A 15,353-nucleotide genomic window follows, 5' to 3' on the forward strand; every position below is an offset into this window, starting at 1 on the left:
TCTTCACTTCTTCTCGCCAGAGGAGCGGGCGTCCTGCTGTGGGTTCAGGCGTTTCCAGGCGTGACGCCTGAGCAGTGCGCAGGTACTGAGTCCCACCGCCACACAGAGCAGCAGCGCCAGTACCGCCAGCACGACCGCGTGCTGGCTGGCATACCATACGACCATCATGTACCACGGCATCTGACCGCTCGGAAACTGTGCGCCAACGCGAAAGCTGCGGATGCCGTTTTCATCGGTGATGATTGCCGTATCGCCCCTTATACCGGCGTTAATGCGCGGCAGGGTCAGATCCTCGTGCAGCCGGGCAAGCTGGCTATCATTGGTTGCCATCGTCATCACCACCAGCCGCGTACTGTTCCAGGGTGAGCGATAGCTGATAAATCCGCGCCAGGCGTCGTTTGAAGAGAGATAGCGATCGGCATCAACCGCCTGACCAAACCAGTCACCGGTCAGCCAGCTGCGCAGGTTATCCAGCAGCCCAGGTTCTGCTACCCCCAGCTGGTGCCCGTTTATCCTGTAGCGCGTCCCTTCCAGCATGGACTGATTGAAGTCCGTTTGCGTCAGGGTCGATACCGCCAGCACGTCGCTGTTATGCAGCCGTTCATCACGCTGACCGTCCTTTGGCAAGCCGAACATCACCACATTATTGCTCAGCGCCACGCCGGTGGCATTCCCCGAACGTCCGGCCATATCCAGCAGGGTGCTAATTTCAGCGTTGCCCGGTGCCGGAGGGAGCATCAGTACGGTCTGTGAATAGTCGGCAAACCGGCTAAACGGGAAGGATGCGCCGACAAAATAGGAGAGATTGGGCAGCAGGGCAAAGTGACGGGTATGGCTCAGATCGATATAAGCGTCATCCTCGATATGGCTCTTAATGTTATTACTGGTCAACACGCTACAGGGCGCGGAGGCCTTTGGCGCGATGTTGAAGTAAAACTGCAGCTGGTTGTCGCCGTAAATCAGGTAGGGATCGAGTTTAAGGGTATATTCTTCCAGCCGCGCATCCCCGCCCAGGCGGTGCCAGATATTCTCCAGCAGGCCGACCTTATTCACGGTCAGGCTGCGCAGAAAAGTGCCGTTCAGGCTGACGTTAAGCCAGGATTTATCCTCGTCAATCCAGCTTTCGGACGGGAAACGGTAGTTCACCTGGATCGGCAGCGTATCGCCATCCCAGAGGAACAGATCGGGCGCTGCCCGAAAGTTTACCCGCAGCGCATCGTGCCCAATGCCGGTGGTGGTCAGGCTTTGATCCTTACGCAGCAGCTCACCGAGGCGAACCGGCCGATCGGTTCTGATCCAGCGCGGGGCGTCCCAGGCTTTGCGCAGCGGCAGGTTCTGCACCCCGACGGCCAGCGTCGAGGCGTCCATGTCCAGCGGCTGCGTCAGTCGCCAGGCGGCCTGGCGCAGCTCCTCGTCGCTGTTGCCGATCACCAGCATCAGCTTGTAAACCGGGTTAAGCGGGTTGTCGACCATCTGTAGCGTGGGGCCTGAGACGCGGGGAACGACCAGGCCACCAATGACCTCGCCGGGGCTGGCGAAAACAAAGCCGTTTTTTTCCGGCAGATCGTTACGAACGACAGGAAAGTCGATGCCGCGATAGTCGGTTTGTATACCAAGCCAGGAGGCGACGGTGGCCGCCGCGCTGACCTCCCCCGGGGTAATCTGCTGGCCGAAGATCATTGAAACGCTGGAGGGCGTCATACGCAGCGGATCGATAAACGGACGCGGGAAGTTGCTCAACCTGTTGCCGATATTCAACTGCTGCCCGTCCAGCGACAGCGTCGAATTTGGCAGGATAGTGAGCTGGTAAAGGCTGCCGCTGTCGCGTTCGCACAGCAGCTGGTCGGCCTCATTGATTTTGAAGCTCAGGTTATTGCTGGAAACCACCATCGCCGCAGGAATATCCAGCTGATAATCCTGGCTGGCGCTGTCTGAGGCGCTTAACGGCAGCGTGCCCAGCGGCTGGCCATTGAGCATCAGCTGGAGCGAGGTGTTGCGGGCGGCCAGCGCGGGCGAAACCCGAAGCGACAGATTCATTCGCGCATTCGTGACCACTTCATCCGCTGGCAGCGTGAAAACAATCCCGGACTGTAGCTGCCTGCCGGTCAGCAGCATTCCTCTGGGCTGGCCCATCTGTCCGACCGTCACGGTGGTGGAGAGCGGCTGGTTGATAATCAGGCTGCTCGCGGGCGGCGCGGCGGAATCCACGGGCGGCAGCGGCGGCAAGCCAGCGGGTAGCGGGGAAGAGCTCGCCTGCGCGGAGGGCTGCGCGCTGTCAGTCGGTGCCGCGTCGGCTGGGGCGGACTGGTTTGCACTCTCGGTCGGTGTCATGCCCGCTGGCGCAGCCGGGGTTGCACTCTCAGTCGGTGTCATGCCCGCTGGCGCAGCCTGGGTTGCACTCTCGGTCGGTGGCATGCCCGCTGGCACAGCCTGGGTTGCACTCTCGGTCGGTGGCATGCCCGCTGGCACAGCCTGGGTTGCGCTACCGTTCGGTGTTGACTGCACAGGCTCGACTGCCTGCGGCTGCCCGGTATTCATCACGGGCGGCTGACTCTTTTGCATCGGCGTGGCGGCAGGCTGCATCCCCGCGTCTGTCGCGCTGCTCTGCGAGAGTGGCGCAGCAGCCACAGATGGAGCCGCGCTGCTCTGCGGGAGTGCCGCGGCATCCACAGATGGAGTCGCGCTGTTCTGCGAGAGTGGCGCAGTATCCACAGATGGAGTCGCGCTGCTCTGCGGCTGGCCGCCGTTCTGTACCGCGTTCGCACTGGGCTGCGCTGCGTCAGCACTGGACTGCGCTGCCGGGGTACTGACGTCGGCAGGCGGAGGAATGCTTGATAGCGCACCGCTATCCTGCGTGACGCTGTCAGGCGCAGCCCATACGCTGTTCAGGGTCAACAGACCCCCAACGCAGAGTGCAGATATCAGTCGCTTCATGCTACGCCATCCTCTTCAGCCTTAGCGGCCGGACGTTGATCTTTATTGCGTCGGTCTTTCCAGGTCAGCCAGAACAGTTCGAATACGGTACGAATGATGGTCAGCAGCGAACGCAGCGGTTTATCTTTTGGCCCCTCAGGCCGAATCCAGGCATCCGCGCGGGAGAGCACCACGCGTACCAGTTCACGGCGGCGTGAAAGGGGAATTTCATCAAACTGCAGGCGAATAACGTCCTTTTCTGCGCCGATAATCCCCACCGGGATAGAGATCGCCCCGGACTGTAGCATCAGATCTATCGCTTCAATAGCGTCACTTTCATGACGGCTGTCCGGGGCGATAACCTGCGCCCCGCCCATCGACAGATTGACCGTCTTGCTGCGCGAGCTGATGCCGCTGGCGTAGTGGAGTATCACCGGCAGCGTCACCGCGACGCGGATGGTTTTACGCGTTTGCTTCGTTTCACGGGCGACGGCAATGGCCGCCATCAGGATAATCAGGCTGAATATCGCCCAGCCGACGTTTAACGCGATAACCCAGGGATCGACGCCAAAATAGTCATGGGCCACGGCGCGCACAATGCCGTAGACCACGCCAATAAACAGCAGGGTGGCGCAGATAACGTGCGGACGCACAATATTAAAGTCGAAGAAGCCCACATCCAGCAGCCCGCCTTTATCCGTCACGTTAAACTTGCCATGCTTCGGTGAAATCATCGTCAGCAGGGTGGGGATAATCAGGTGGAACGCCATTACCGTTTCGTAGATTTCACCCCAGAAGGTGGCGCGAAAGCGGCCATTCATGCGCGAGTTAACGTAGAGCGACATAAACAGGTGCGGCAATACGTAGGCAAAAATCAGGCTGGCCGAAGAGTGAATAATATTCAGGTTAAACAGCAGGTAAGCCAGCGGCGCGGTCAGGAAGATCACGCGCGGCAGGCCAAACTGAAAGTGCAGCATGGCATTGAGATAGCACAGCCGCTGCTGCCACTTCAGACCGCGCCCCAGCAGGGGATTATCAACGCGAAAAATCTGCGTCATGCCGCGCGCCCAGCGGGTACGCTGCACCACATGCAGGCCGAGACGCTCGGTCGCCAGCCCTGCCGCCAGCGGCAGCGCAAGAAAGGCTGACTTCCAGCCACGGCGCTGCATTTTCAGCGCGGTATGCGCATCTTCGGTCACCGTCTCAGTCGCAAAGCCACCGATTTCTTCCAGCGCTGAACGGCGGATCACCGCGCAGGAGCCGCAGAAAAAGGTGGCATTCCAGTTATCATTCCCCTGCTGCACCGGGCCGTAAAAGAGCGCGCCTTCGTTAGGGATTTCACGCGCCGCTTTGAGATTGCGTTCAAAAGGATCGGGCGAATAGAAGTAGTGCGGCGTTTGCAGCAGCGCCAGTTTGGGATCTTTCAGAAAGGGCGCGACGGTCGCCTGCAGGAAAGCGCGGGTCGCCACGTGGTCGCAGTCAAAAACGGTGATCAGTTCGCCTTTGGTGATGTGCATCGCATGGTTAAGATTGCCTGCCTTGGCGTGGCGGTTATCATCGCGGGTGATATAACCGACGCCAGCATCGGCGGCAAAAACGGCGAATTCACTACGCTTGCCGTCATCCAGCAGGTAAATTTTGATTTTATCGCGCGGATAATCAATGCACTGCGCGGCCAGCACCGTATCACGCACCACGTCGAGACTTTCGTTATAGCTGGGGACATAGATATCTACCGTCGGCCACAGGCGAATATCATCAGGCATTGGCTCAATGGTTCGCTTTAGCGGCCATGATGTTTGCAGGTAGCCCAGAATGAGGATTAACCAGACATACAGCTCGGCAATAAATAAACCAATACCCAGAATGGCTTCCACTTCCGAATTAAACGCCAGCGTCTGCGTCGCGCGCCAGTATATATAACGCGTTGACATCAGGGCAGAAAGAAACACCATGACCATAGAGACGTTGCGGCTTTTGCTGAAGCCCAACATAAATAAAATCGCGATGCCGATCAGGCCAAAAATATACTGCTTCTGGCTGTCCATAGGCGTGATCACAATCACTGCGGCCAGCGGAAATAACACCAGTAGCAGAAGGTAGTACAGGCCTTTTTTCATAAGTCATCCTGGAAACGAAACTATTATTCTGTGTCGTAGCGCAGGCACGCCACGGGATGTCGGCTTTCCCTGCCTTTAGTGCCGTGCTGCGTGCGCTATCGTAGCGGAGCGTGCATTTCACCGTCGCCGACGGTGATATTAAGCAGTGCGGCAATGCGTTTGCTGATAATTTCAATATCAAAGGCTGCGCTGGAAACCGGACTAAATTCAAAAACAGACTGCTGTGAAGCATTGGCTTCCGCTACGCTTTCATCGCGGTTGATCACGCCTAATAACCTGTCGCCAAGCCGCTGCTGCATAAAAGCGGTGACGTCACGGCTGATATTACGGCGGCTGTCGCTCTGGTTCAGGACAAAATAGTGCCCCGCACGATGGTTAAGCGCGCCGCCAATCATTTTGTCATTTTCGATTTGTGGCAGCAGTGACAGCGACGCGGTATCGGCCAGTAATACCACCAGATGCAGGTCGGCAAGCGCTGACATTGCCTTTAATGCAGGGCCAGGGCCGGGCGGAAAATCGGCCACAATCACCAGGCCAGGGTAGTTAAGCACGCTGTGCAGACCGCGGATAAGAAAGTTGGCGTCGTGGGTCAGGTTATGTTCAAAGGTGATACGCTGCTCTTCTGTCACTTCCCCATAGGGCATAACAAAAATATTGCCGCCGGTGGTGAGGATCGACTGGCTCCAGTCCGGCGCATCGGCCGATTTGGCCACAAAACCGCGCCCGTCAGACAGGGGCACACCAAAATGCAGGCGCAGGGCGTTTTGCACATCAAAATCTATGGCCAGCACTTTGCTGCCCGCACGGGCCAGCGTATAGGCCAGATTGGCAGCCAGGGTGGTTTTACCCACGCCGCCCTTAGGAGAACAAACACAAACTAACGGCATGAGGCGATTCTCTCCAGCAGGGGTTGTAGCAAGGTGTCTTTCGATAACAGTCCCGCCGATGCAGCAGGCGTAGCGCTGAATAACTGTTTAAAGCGCGCCTGCTCCGTCTGCGGAACGGCTGCGCTCTGAGGCTGAGTGCGAGAAAACGGCGTCTGCATAGCAGCGGCAAGAGTCTGCGCAGTAGAAAACGGAGGCTGCGTGCCAGCAGGCTGGGTCTGAGCGGTAGAAAACGGAGGCTGCGTGCCAGCGGGCTGGGTGTCAGCGGTAGAAAACGGAGGCTGCGTGCCAGCGGCCAGATCCTGTGTGTTGGGTGGCTGCAACGCCGGTTCAGCCGGACCGAGCAGGGCTGAAATATTGTCAAGCAGCGAACCTCCCGGCTGAGCGGCGGGCTTTGCGGCGGCAAATACTGCCACGCTCTGCTGCTGCGCGGGCGGCGGTGATAACTCCGGCTGCCCCGCCTGTGCTGGCGCGTTGAGCAGTTGAGACAGCACCGGCTGTCCAGCCTGTGCTGGCGCGTTGAGCAACGGTGACAGCCCCGACTGTCCAGCCCGCGCTGGCGCGTTTTGCGACGGTAATACGGGCTGGGCAGCCTGCACGGATAAAGTTTGCGGTGGTACGCTGGCCGGACTAAACGCCCGTGCGTCGGCGGGCTGCGGCACAACAACGTCAATACGCTGACCGTTGCCCAGCGAGGACTCTGCGCTCCCGGACATTAACTGCCGGATGATCGACCAGTTCGTATTATCGGCATGCCGCGTTTGGTCGGACATATCCTTGAATTCTATATGGTTAGTTTGCGTTTTTTCTTTAAAACGCTGCAGGTCATCATAGCTTTTCATAGGAATTGCCGCGCTGATTAGGAAATTTCGCGGCAATATAACATACAATTTTTATTTGCATCAGAATCTTCTTGCCGCCTGTATTACATCAGTTTGCTGAATAATTAACTATATAGTAAAAATTGAAAACCGGATTATTCAGGCGGAAGAATGATCTTAAGATTATTTGGCTTAGCGCATTTATTTTACCCAGGTAATTATTTACCTTAACCTTTCTGCCGCCGGGCCAGGATCAGGGCGAGTCGTCATCCCGCTTCGCGAATGCTTTATTTTTACTAATGAGAACCGACGCAGAACCTTTATCGTCTGCGCCGGTTTTTCCTGTCAGCCGGGGATCGGCTGGCCTTCATCCCTGTCCACGGCGAAGCAGGCGATCTGCTGATCCCCGTACTGCTTCAGGCTGGGCTGAAACTGGGTGCAGGGACCAAACCGACGGTGGCAGCGGGCATTGAATGCGCAACCCGGCGGCGGATTCAGCGGGCTGGGCAGCTCGCCGGTCAGCTTGATACGTTCGCGGCGCTCGTCCGGGTTCAGACGCGGCGTAGCGGAAAGCAGGGCCTGTGTATAGGGGTGGCGCGGATTGGCAAAAATCGCGGCTTTACTGCCGCGCTCCACGCAGCGTCCCAGGTACATCACCATTACCTCATCCGCAATGTGCTCCACCACGGAGAGATCGTGGGAGATAAATACATAGGAGAGGCCAAGTTCCTGCTGCAAATCCATCATCAGGTTCAGCACCTGGGCGCGCACGGAGACATCCAGCGCCGATACCGGCTCATCGGCAATCAGCACGTCCGGATCCAGCATCAGCCCCCTGGCGATCGCGATACGCTGGCGCTGCCCGCCGGAGAACATATGCGGATAACGATCGTAATGCTCGGTTTTCAGCCCCACCTTCGCCATCATCGCCAGCACCTTGTCGCGGCGCTCAGCTTTGTTCAGGCCGGTGTTAATCAGCAGCGGCTCCTCCAGGATCTGGCTCACTTTCTTACGCGGGTTCAGCGATCCATAGGGATTCTGAAAAACGATCTGGATCTTCTGGCGACGCAGCTTTTGCGCGTGCGGATCGTGCCTGAGCAGATCCTGACCCTGATAAAATAGCTGCCCTTCGGTCGGCGTTTCAATCATCGTCAGCAGGCGACCCAGCGTCGATTTTCCGCAGCCGGACTCACCGACGACCGCCAGCGTTTTACCGCGCTCCAGGTCAAAGGAGACGCCGTCCAGCGCTTTAACCAGCCGCTCCTGGCCAAACAGTCCCTTCTTCACCGGATAGTGTTTTTTCAGATCGATCGCCTGCATCAGCAGCGTCGAATGTTGTTCAGGCTTCATAGGTGGGTCTCCCGGCATCGTCCAGCGGGTAATGACATTTGGACTGACGCCCCGCAATATTACGTAGTTCAGGCTCTTCAACCCGGCAGCGGTCGTTAGCATAGGGGCAGCGTGGATTAAGCAGGCAGCCGTTTGGTCGGTCATATTTACCCGGTACCACGCCCGGGAGCGAGGCCAGCCGCGCTTTGTCTGCCGCAAACTCCGGCAGCGCGCGCAGCAGCGCCTGGGTATAGGGATGACGGGGCGCCTTAAAAATATCCACTGCTTTACCGGTTTCCACCACCTGCCCGGCATACATCACGATGATATGCTGCGCGGCCTCGGCCACCAGCGCCAGATCGTGCGTGATCAGGATCAGCGCCATATTCTCCTGACGCTGAAGATCGAGCAGCAGCTCGATGATCTGCGCCTGAATGGTCACGTCGAGCGCCGTTGTCGGCTCATCAGCAATCAGCAGCTTCGGACGGCAGGCAATGGCCATGGCGATCATCACGCGCTGGCTCATACCGCCGGAGAGCTGGTGCGGATAGACGTCAAGGCGCGATGACGGGTCGGGAATACCCACCTGATTCAGCAGATCGATAGCGCGCTGGCGGCGGGTACTGCGGTTGCCCCCCTGATGCACCTTAATCGCTTCCATAATCTGGTAGCCGACGGTGTAGCACGGGTTCAGGCTGGTCATCGGATCCTGAAATATCATCGCCACTTCTGACCCCACCAGCTGGCGGCGCTCCTTTTCGGAGATGCGCATCAGATCGCGTTGGTTAAACTCCAGCTTTTCCGCCTTTACGGTGCCGGGGTAGTCAATCAGCCCCATGATCGCCAGTGAGCTAACCGATTTTCCGGAGCCGGATTCCCCGACGATACCCACCACCTGGCCCTGTTCAACCTGATAGCTGATGCGATCTACCGCGCGAAACGGCGTCTTAGCGTCGCCGAAGTGGACCGACAGTTGGTCTAAATTTAATAATGCCATCGGATGCCTCTACTGCTTGAGTTTCGGGTCGAGGGCGTCACGCAAGCCGTCGCCCATCAGGTTAAATGCCAGAACCGTCAGCAGGATCGCGACACCGGGAAAGGTGACCACCCACCAGGCACTTTGCGCGTACTGCAACACGTCGGAGAGCATGGTGCCCCACTCCGGCGTCGGCGGCTGCGCACCCATTCCCAGAAAGCCCAGCGCGGCCATGTCGAGGATCGCGTTGGAGAAGCCCAGCGACGCCTGCACAATCAGCGGGGCGAGGCAGTTAGGCAGAATATTGATAAACATCTGGCGTATCGCACCTGCGCCCGCCACGTTAGAGGCGGTAACGTAGTCGCGATTGACCTCCACCATCACCGCCGCGCGGGTCAGACGGATATAGTGCGGCAGCGCCACAAACGTCAGCGCGATGGAGGCGTTGACGATCGACGGGCCAAAAATCGCCACCAGCACCAGCGCCAGAAGCAGGCTGGGCAGCGCGAGCATAATATCGACCAGGCGCATGATAATGGCATCGGTGACGCCACCGATATAGCCCGCAATCAGGCCAAAAATCACCCCGAAGATCAGCGACAGCACCACCACCAGACAGCCCACCAGCAGCGACAGCCGTGCGCCGTACATCAGGCGGGAGAGCACGTCACGACCGACGTCGTCGGTGCCAAGAATATAGTGCCAGCTGCCGCCCGCCTGCCAGACCGGCGGATGCAGCAGCGCGTCGCGGAACTGCTCCGAGGGGGTATGGGGCGCAAGCACGCTGGCAAAAATGGCGATAAGAAACATGATAACCACGTAAACCAGGCCCACGACGGCACCTTTATTACGCTTAAAGTAGTGCCAGAACTCCTGCGGAGGAGTCATAGGCGTGGGTGCAGCGGGTACGCTGCCCGGATCGATAATTGACATCCTGGCCCCCTATTTCCTGTGACGAATGCGCGGGTTAACCACGCCGTAAAGCACATCAACCAGCAGGTTGACCAGAATAATCAGCGTCGCCACCATCAGTACGCCCCCCTGTACAACCGGGTAGTCGCGGCGCTGGAGCGCATCGATCAGCCAGCGACCCAGCCCTGGCCAGGAGAAAATCGTTTCGGTCAGGATGGCGCCTGCCAGCAGCGTACCCACCTGCAGACCGATGACGGTGACCACGGGCAGCATCGCGTTGCGCAGGGCGTGTACCACGATGACGCGCATCGGGGTCAGCCCCTTGGCACGTGCGGTACGAATATAGTCCTCCCCCAACACCTCCAGCATGGCCGAACGCGTCATGCGCACGATGACCGCCAGCGGAATGGTGCCGAGCACAATGGCCGGCAGGATCATATGCATAACGGCGTCTTTGAAATCCCCGGCCTCGCCCCAGAAAAGGGTGTCGATCAGCATAAAACCGGTAAGCGGTTTACTGTCGTCCAGGAAGACCGTGTCACCAATGCGCCCGGATACCGGCGTCAGGTTGAGCTGCACCGAGACCAGCATAATCAGCATCATTCCCCACCAGAATATCGGCATGGAGTAGCCGGTCAGGGAGATGCCAACGGCGGTGTGATCGAAAATGGAGCCGCGTTTTACCGCCGCCAGCACGCCCACCGGGATGCCCACCGCCACGGCAAACAGCATGGCGCAGATGCCCAGCTCAAGGGTCGCCTTGAAGCGTGGAACGAATTCCTGCCAGACGGGGATACGACTTTTCAGGGAGATGCCCAGATCGCCATGGAGCACGCCATAGACGTAGGAGACATATTGCTGCCACAGCGGCTTATCCAGACCCATCTGGGCCATAAGCTGCGCGTGACGTTCCGCAGACATTCCGCGCTCGCCTGCCATAATTAGCACCGGATCGCCGGGGATCATATGGACAAACGCGAAGGTTAACAGGGTGATGCCAATAAACGTTGGGATGACAAGTCCCAAACGTCGGAGTATGAACTGAAGCATAATAACTCTCACCAGTTCCCACCGACTCATGACCGGAGGGATTATATTTGCTCACATCCAGCGGCGGGGTAAACCTCACCGCAACGTCCCGCAGGACGCCTTTACCATTTTTGCTTCCGAGCGATACAGCAATGGAATTGGGCCGACAGGCGCGGCCCTTAAGCGTTCAGGAACCGGGCCGGCGGACCGGCCCAACCTTTATTCCTGAATATCGACGTTCTCGAAGTGATGTTTACCGAGTGGATCGACCACGTAGCCGGAGACTTTTTTGCTGACCGGCTCGTACACCGTTGAGTGCGCGATAATCAGCGCCGGTGCCTGGTCATGCATCACAACCTGCGCCTGCTTGTAATACTCGATGCGCTTGTTGTGATCGGCCTCGGCACGGGCTGGCTGAATCTGGTCTTCAAAGGGTTTGTAGCACCAGCGGGAGTAGTTAGAACCATCCTTCGCCGCCGCACAGCTGAACAGGGTGGCGAAGAAGTTATCCGGATCCCCATTATCCCCGGTCCAGCCCATCATCACGGTCTGGTGTTCACCGGCCTTGGCGCGCTTCAGATACTCGCCCCACTCGTAGGTGACGATTTTGGCCTTAACGCCAATTTTCGCCCAGTCGTTCTGAATCATCTCGGCCATACGGCGGGCGTTCGGGTTATACGGGCGCTGCACCGGCATCGCCCACAGGTCGATGGAGAAGCCATCTGGCATCCCGGCCTCTTTCAGCAGCGCTTTCGCTTTGGCCGGATCGTACGCGTAATCCTGCACCGCATCGTTATAGCTCCACATGGTAGGCGGGATCAGATTTTTAGCGGTCTGCCCTGCTCCCTGATACACCGCATCAATAATCGCCTGCTTGTTGACGGCGGTAATCAGCGCCTGGCGCACCTTCAGGTTATCCAGCGGTTTTTTCTCGGTATTGAACGCCAGATAGCCGACGTTCAACCCTGGCATCTGCATCAGGTTGATATTTTTATCTTCCTTCATGCGGGCGATATCCGCCGGATTAGGGTACGGCATGATCTGGCATTCACCCTTCTGCAGCTTGGCATAGCGCACCGACGCATCGGGGGTAATGGAGAACACCAGCCGGTCGATTTTTGGCTTAGTGCCCCAGTATTGATCGAAAGCCTTGTAGAGAATGCGGGAGTCTTTCTGATATTGCAGCAGCTGGAACGGGCCGGTGCCGACCGGGTTGAGGTCAATTTTTTCCGGGGTGCCCGCTTTCAGCATATTGTCCGCGTACTCCGCTGACAAGATTGAGGCGAAGTCCATGCCCAGATCCGCAAGGAGCGGCGACTCAGCGCGGTTCAGGACGAAGCGTACGGTGTTGTCATCCACCTTCTCGACTTTGCTGATGAGTTTAGGCATGTCCATGCCGTCAAAATATTCGTAATTACCACCGGAGACGCCGTGATATTTGTTGTTTTTATCCAGCTGGCGCTCAAAGGAGAACACCACGTCGTCAGCGTTGAAGTCACGGGTGGGTTTAAAGTCTTTGGTGGTTTGCCACTTCACGCCTTTACGCAGATGGAAGGTATAGGTTTTTCCATCCTCGCTGATATCCCACTTTTCCGCCAGGCCCGGCACAAGTTCAGTCGTGCCGGTTTTGAATTCGACCAGGCGGTTATAGATTGGAACAGAACTGGCGTCATAGGTCGTGCCGGAGGTAAACAGCTGCGGGTTGAAGCCTTCAGGAGACCCTTCTGAACAGTAAACCAGGGTCTTAGCCTGCACGCCAGCGGCAACGGTCAGAGCGATAAGACTCAGACCGACCTTCAGCATCCCTCTCTTAGACGGGGAATTACTCATGCTTTTGCTCCAGTAGTGATGTGGTGTTGTGTGCTTATCGCCTGCCTGTTTTTTATTGAATATGGCATGGCGCGGTGCCTGTCGGCCCAGATGAGATGAAACCGGATGGGGGACGCTGAAGCAGGAAACACTATCAGACAAATCTGCATCCTTTTTCACTCAGGCTTCAATTTGTCAACAGTTACAGGGAACGTCAATACAACCCTCAGGTATTTACACAGAGTGTGAGTAAGTGCAAGCAAATATAAAAAAAAGCATTCTGATAGAAATGTAGCGGAATACCCTGGCTAACGGCGCTCAGACAGGCCAAAGTGGGGGAAGCCTGTCGCGGTGCCAGCACGTTTCACCGTAAAATAACCTTTAAAAAAAACCATGAATTGGCTCTTTTATGAACGATAACCTTTCCTTATGGCTCAGCGGGCAGCTAAATATGCTGCAACATCGGTTCAGGAAATGATCAACAATCCATTAACGCGGGTTCGGGCAACGCAGCGCAAATTAAGTGCGGGCAGGAGGCGAGTGGCTGATGCCCACCCGCCCTGATGATACGGACGACGTTAATTAGCGCCCGCTTAGGATCCCGCAGTGGTCACCTGGGGCTTATTTTCAGCGGGTGCAGCTGTGCCAGGGGCAGCACACCAGTTATTGCTCTGTTTTATGCCACCATCCGGCGAGGTATAGCCCAGACAGCCCATAATGGTGTCGAATAGCTCAACCTGGCGGTGCGTTTTCCCGGCGCGCTGCTGGGCCTGGAGACGCTCAAAGGCACGCTGATTATTGCCATCGGCCAGATACTTATCCGACGCCCAGACAATCATCGGCACGCGAAACTGCTCCGGCGGCGCCATATTTCGCGGTGTGCCGTGCAGATGCATATTTTCACTGATGGATTCGCCGTGGTCGGCAGCATAGAAGATAATGGCTTTTTTGTCCCGTAGCCGGTCAATAACGCTATCCAGAACGGTATCCGTGTAGAGCACGGAGTTGTCGAAAGCGTTGATCAGCATCGCTTTACTACAGGTTTCATCCACGCCCATGCACTCAGGCTGATAACGGGCGAACTCACGCGGATAACGCTGGGAATAGAGGTAGTGTGAGCCTTTGGTGTGTAAAACCACCAGATGCTTACCCCGTGGATGGCGGTCAAGGGATTTTTGCAGCTCCGGCACCAGCAGCATATCGTCTACCGACTTGCCCTGGTTCTGCTTTTCAGAACCGATCTGCTCACGGAATGCAAAGTTATCCGCATTGGTGTTGTTGTAAAACCACACTTCACTCTGCATGGCGAACAGTTCAGAGCTGAACCCCAGTTCCTTCAGCACGGCAAAAATGTTTTGTTCCTTCAGCGTCCTGCCCGGCCCCTCTTCCGTTCCCCCCTCACGCACAAACATACAGCGCAGGGAGAGCTTCGTTGCGGTATCGCAGGACTCGCCACGGAAGGCAACGAGGTTTTTCTCCTTCGACAGCTTCGGCGTGGTGTCGCGATCGTAGCCCAGCATGCCCATATGATCCCAGCGGGTGGTTTCACCTATCACAAAGACCACGTAGGTATCATCCAGTCCGGCGGGTGCCACCCAGGTGAATTTCTTCGCCGGGTCGAGCAGGTCCTTGCTATCCATTTTCTCATCAAAGCTGGTATAGGCAAACAGCCCCAGCGCGCTGAGCCAGTTTGACGGCAGATAAGAGTGCGCCACCACGCCGCCGTAGCTCGGCAGATCGATATTGGTCAGTTTTTCATTAATGTTTTGCTGCTTATCGAAATAGCGGATAGGCAGCCATACCAGCGCGACGGCCAGCAGCAGCGTAAGCAGCGGAACAAGTCGCCGCCCGCGCGTCTGGAGCTGTTCGAGCAGCGTAAAGCGCAGCGCGTTTCGCCAGATCATCAGCAGGGGCAGCGCGCTGACCAGCACCATCCACAGCATAAAGTGGTAGCCGATCACCTCTTTTGACAGGTCGGTATCGGTGGTCATGACCGATGCGACAATGCCATAGCCGATAACGATATTGAAGAAACTCATATAATAGCTGGACGCTACGGATATCAGCAGCAGCGCGCTGGCCGTAAGCCGCCAGAAGAGCCGGCCACCCAGCGAGAGCAGGCGCAGCAGAAAAAATGTCAGCAGGACGATCGCCGCGACTTCGGCGAGGGCCGACAGCCACTGGGAGGCTTTAAAATGGGCCAGAAACGGGTCAAATCGACGGTAAAACACCGATAGATTAAGAAATATACCGATGTAAAAGGCCAGCAGAAGCGAGAGCTTTTGCTGCGTAAGTAACTTTATATAATTCATTAAACTTTTTTTCCTGGCGTAACCTAAACAGTTCTTAAACGATAATCAGACCAGCGCATTACAACAGAGTTCGACTGCCGGGTCGATAAACCTCTGGCCGCAGAGTAGTCTGCTGGCGCCGGGCAGGCACGCCGGGATCTTGTTAGAAACTACCAGGAAGAGATGAAGTATTTTGATGCAATGCTGCCGCAATAACGACAACAGACGCATCTTTTTGGTGATGGCGCTCTCCTGCTTCCGGCACACTG

Annotated in this window: 10 protein-coding genes; all 10 read right to left on the minus strand. The window is 57.1% G+C overall.

Going from position 1 to position 15,353, the window contains the following annotated elements:
- Positions 1-3: 3 nt before the first annotated feature.
- The 10 genes from bcsB to eptB all read right to left on the minus strand — a co-directional run bounded on the left by bcsB (position 4) and on the right by eptB (position 15,105).
- Positions 4-2,934 (minus strand): cellulose biosynthesis cyclic di-GMP-binding regulatory protein BcsB, encoded by a 2,931-nt coding sequence (gene bcsB / locus A1830_RS00815; protein ID WP_231877544.1) that lies wholly within the window; start codon positions 2,932-2,934, stop codon positions 4-6.
- Positions 2,931-5,033 (minus strand): UDP-forming cellulose synthase catalytic subunit, encoded by a 2,103-nt coding sequence (bcsA, locus tag A1830_RS00820; protein WP_067700320.1) that lies wholly within the window; start codon positions 5,031-5,033, stop codon positions 2,931-2,933. The genes bcsB and bcsA overlap by 4 nt, the downstream gene beginning before the upstream one ends.
- 95 nt (positions 5,034-5,128) lie before the next feature.
- Entirely contained in the window at positions 5,129-5,920 is a 792-nt protein-coding gene (gene bcsQ / locus A1830_RS00825; RefSeq protein WP_067700324.1) for a cellulose biosynthesis protein BcsQ, read from the minus strand.
- A complete protein-coding gene (gene bcsO, locus A1830_RS00830) occupies positions 5,911-6,759 on the minus strand; it encodes a cellulose biosynthesis protein BcsO (protein ID WP_067700328.1) in 849 nt (282 codons plus the stop codon). The genes bcsQ and bcsO overlap by 10 nt, the downstream gene beginning before the upstream one ends.
- A gap of 324 nt (positions 6,760-7,083) precedes the next feature.
- Complete coding sequence (gene dppF / locus A1830_RS00835) at positions 7,084-8,088, minus strand: dipeptide ABC transporter ATP-binding subunit DppF (protein WP_067700332.1); 1,005 nt, start codon at positions 8,086-8,088, stop codon at positions 7,084-7,086.
- Positions 8,078-9,064, minus strand: a complete 987-nt coding sequence (gene dppD / locus A1830_RS00840; RefSeq protein WP_067700335.1) for a dipeptide ABC transporter ATP-binding protein — start codon at positions 9,062-9,064, stop codon at positions 8,078-8,080. Before dppD ends, dppF begins: the two co-directional genes overlap by 11 nt.
- 9 nt (positions 9,065-9,073) lie before the next feature.
- Positions 9,074-9,976 (minus strand): dipeptide ABC transporter permease DppC, encoded by a 903-nt coding sequence (gene dppC / locus A1830_RS00845; RefSeq protein WP_067700337.1) that lies wholly within the window; start codon positions 9,974-9,976, stop codon positions 9,074-9,076.
- A 9-nt stretch (positions 9,977-9,985) separates the two neighbouring features.
- The gene (dppB, locus tag A1830_RS00850; RefSeq protein WP_067700340.1) at positions 9,986-11,005 is read right to left on the minus strand and encodes a dipeptide ABC transporter permease DppB; all 1,020 of its coding nucleotides are present in this window, start codon (positions 11,003-11,005) and stop codon (positions 9,986-9,988) included.
- 198 nt (positions 11,006-11,203) lie between these two features.
- Entirely contained in the window at positions 11,204-12,814 is a 1,611-nt protein-coding gene (gene dppA / locus A1830_RS00855) for a dipeptide ABC transporter periplasmic-binding protein DppA (protein ID WP_067700343.1), read from the minus strand.
- Positions 12,815-13,386: 572 nt separating this feature from the next.
- Positions 13,387-15,105: a kdo(2)-lipid A phosphoethanolamine 7''-transferase gene (gene eptB, locus A1830_RS00860; RefSeq protein WP_067700346.1), complete on the minus strand. Its 1,719-nt coding sequence runs from the start codon at positions 15,103-15,105 to the stop codon at positions 13,387-13,389.
- Positions 15,106-15,353: the final 248 nt, after the last annotated feature.

The organism is Erwinia sp. ErVv1 (genome assembly GCF_900068895.1).
Taxonomy (GTDB): domain Bacteria; phylum Pseudomonadota; class Gammaproteobacteria; order Enterobacterales; family Enterobacteriaceae; genus Erwinia.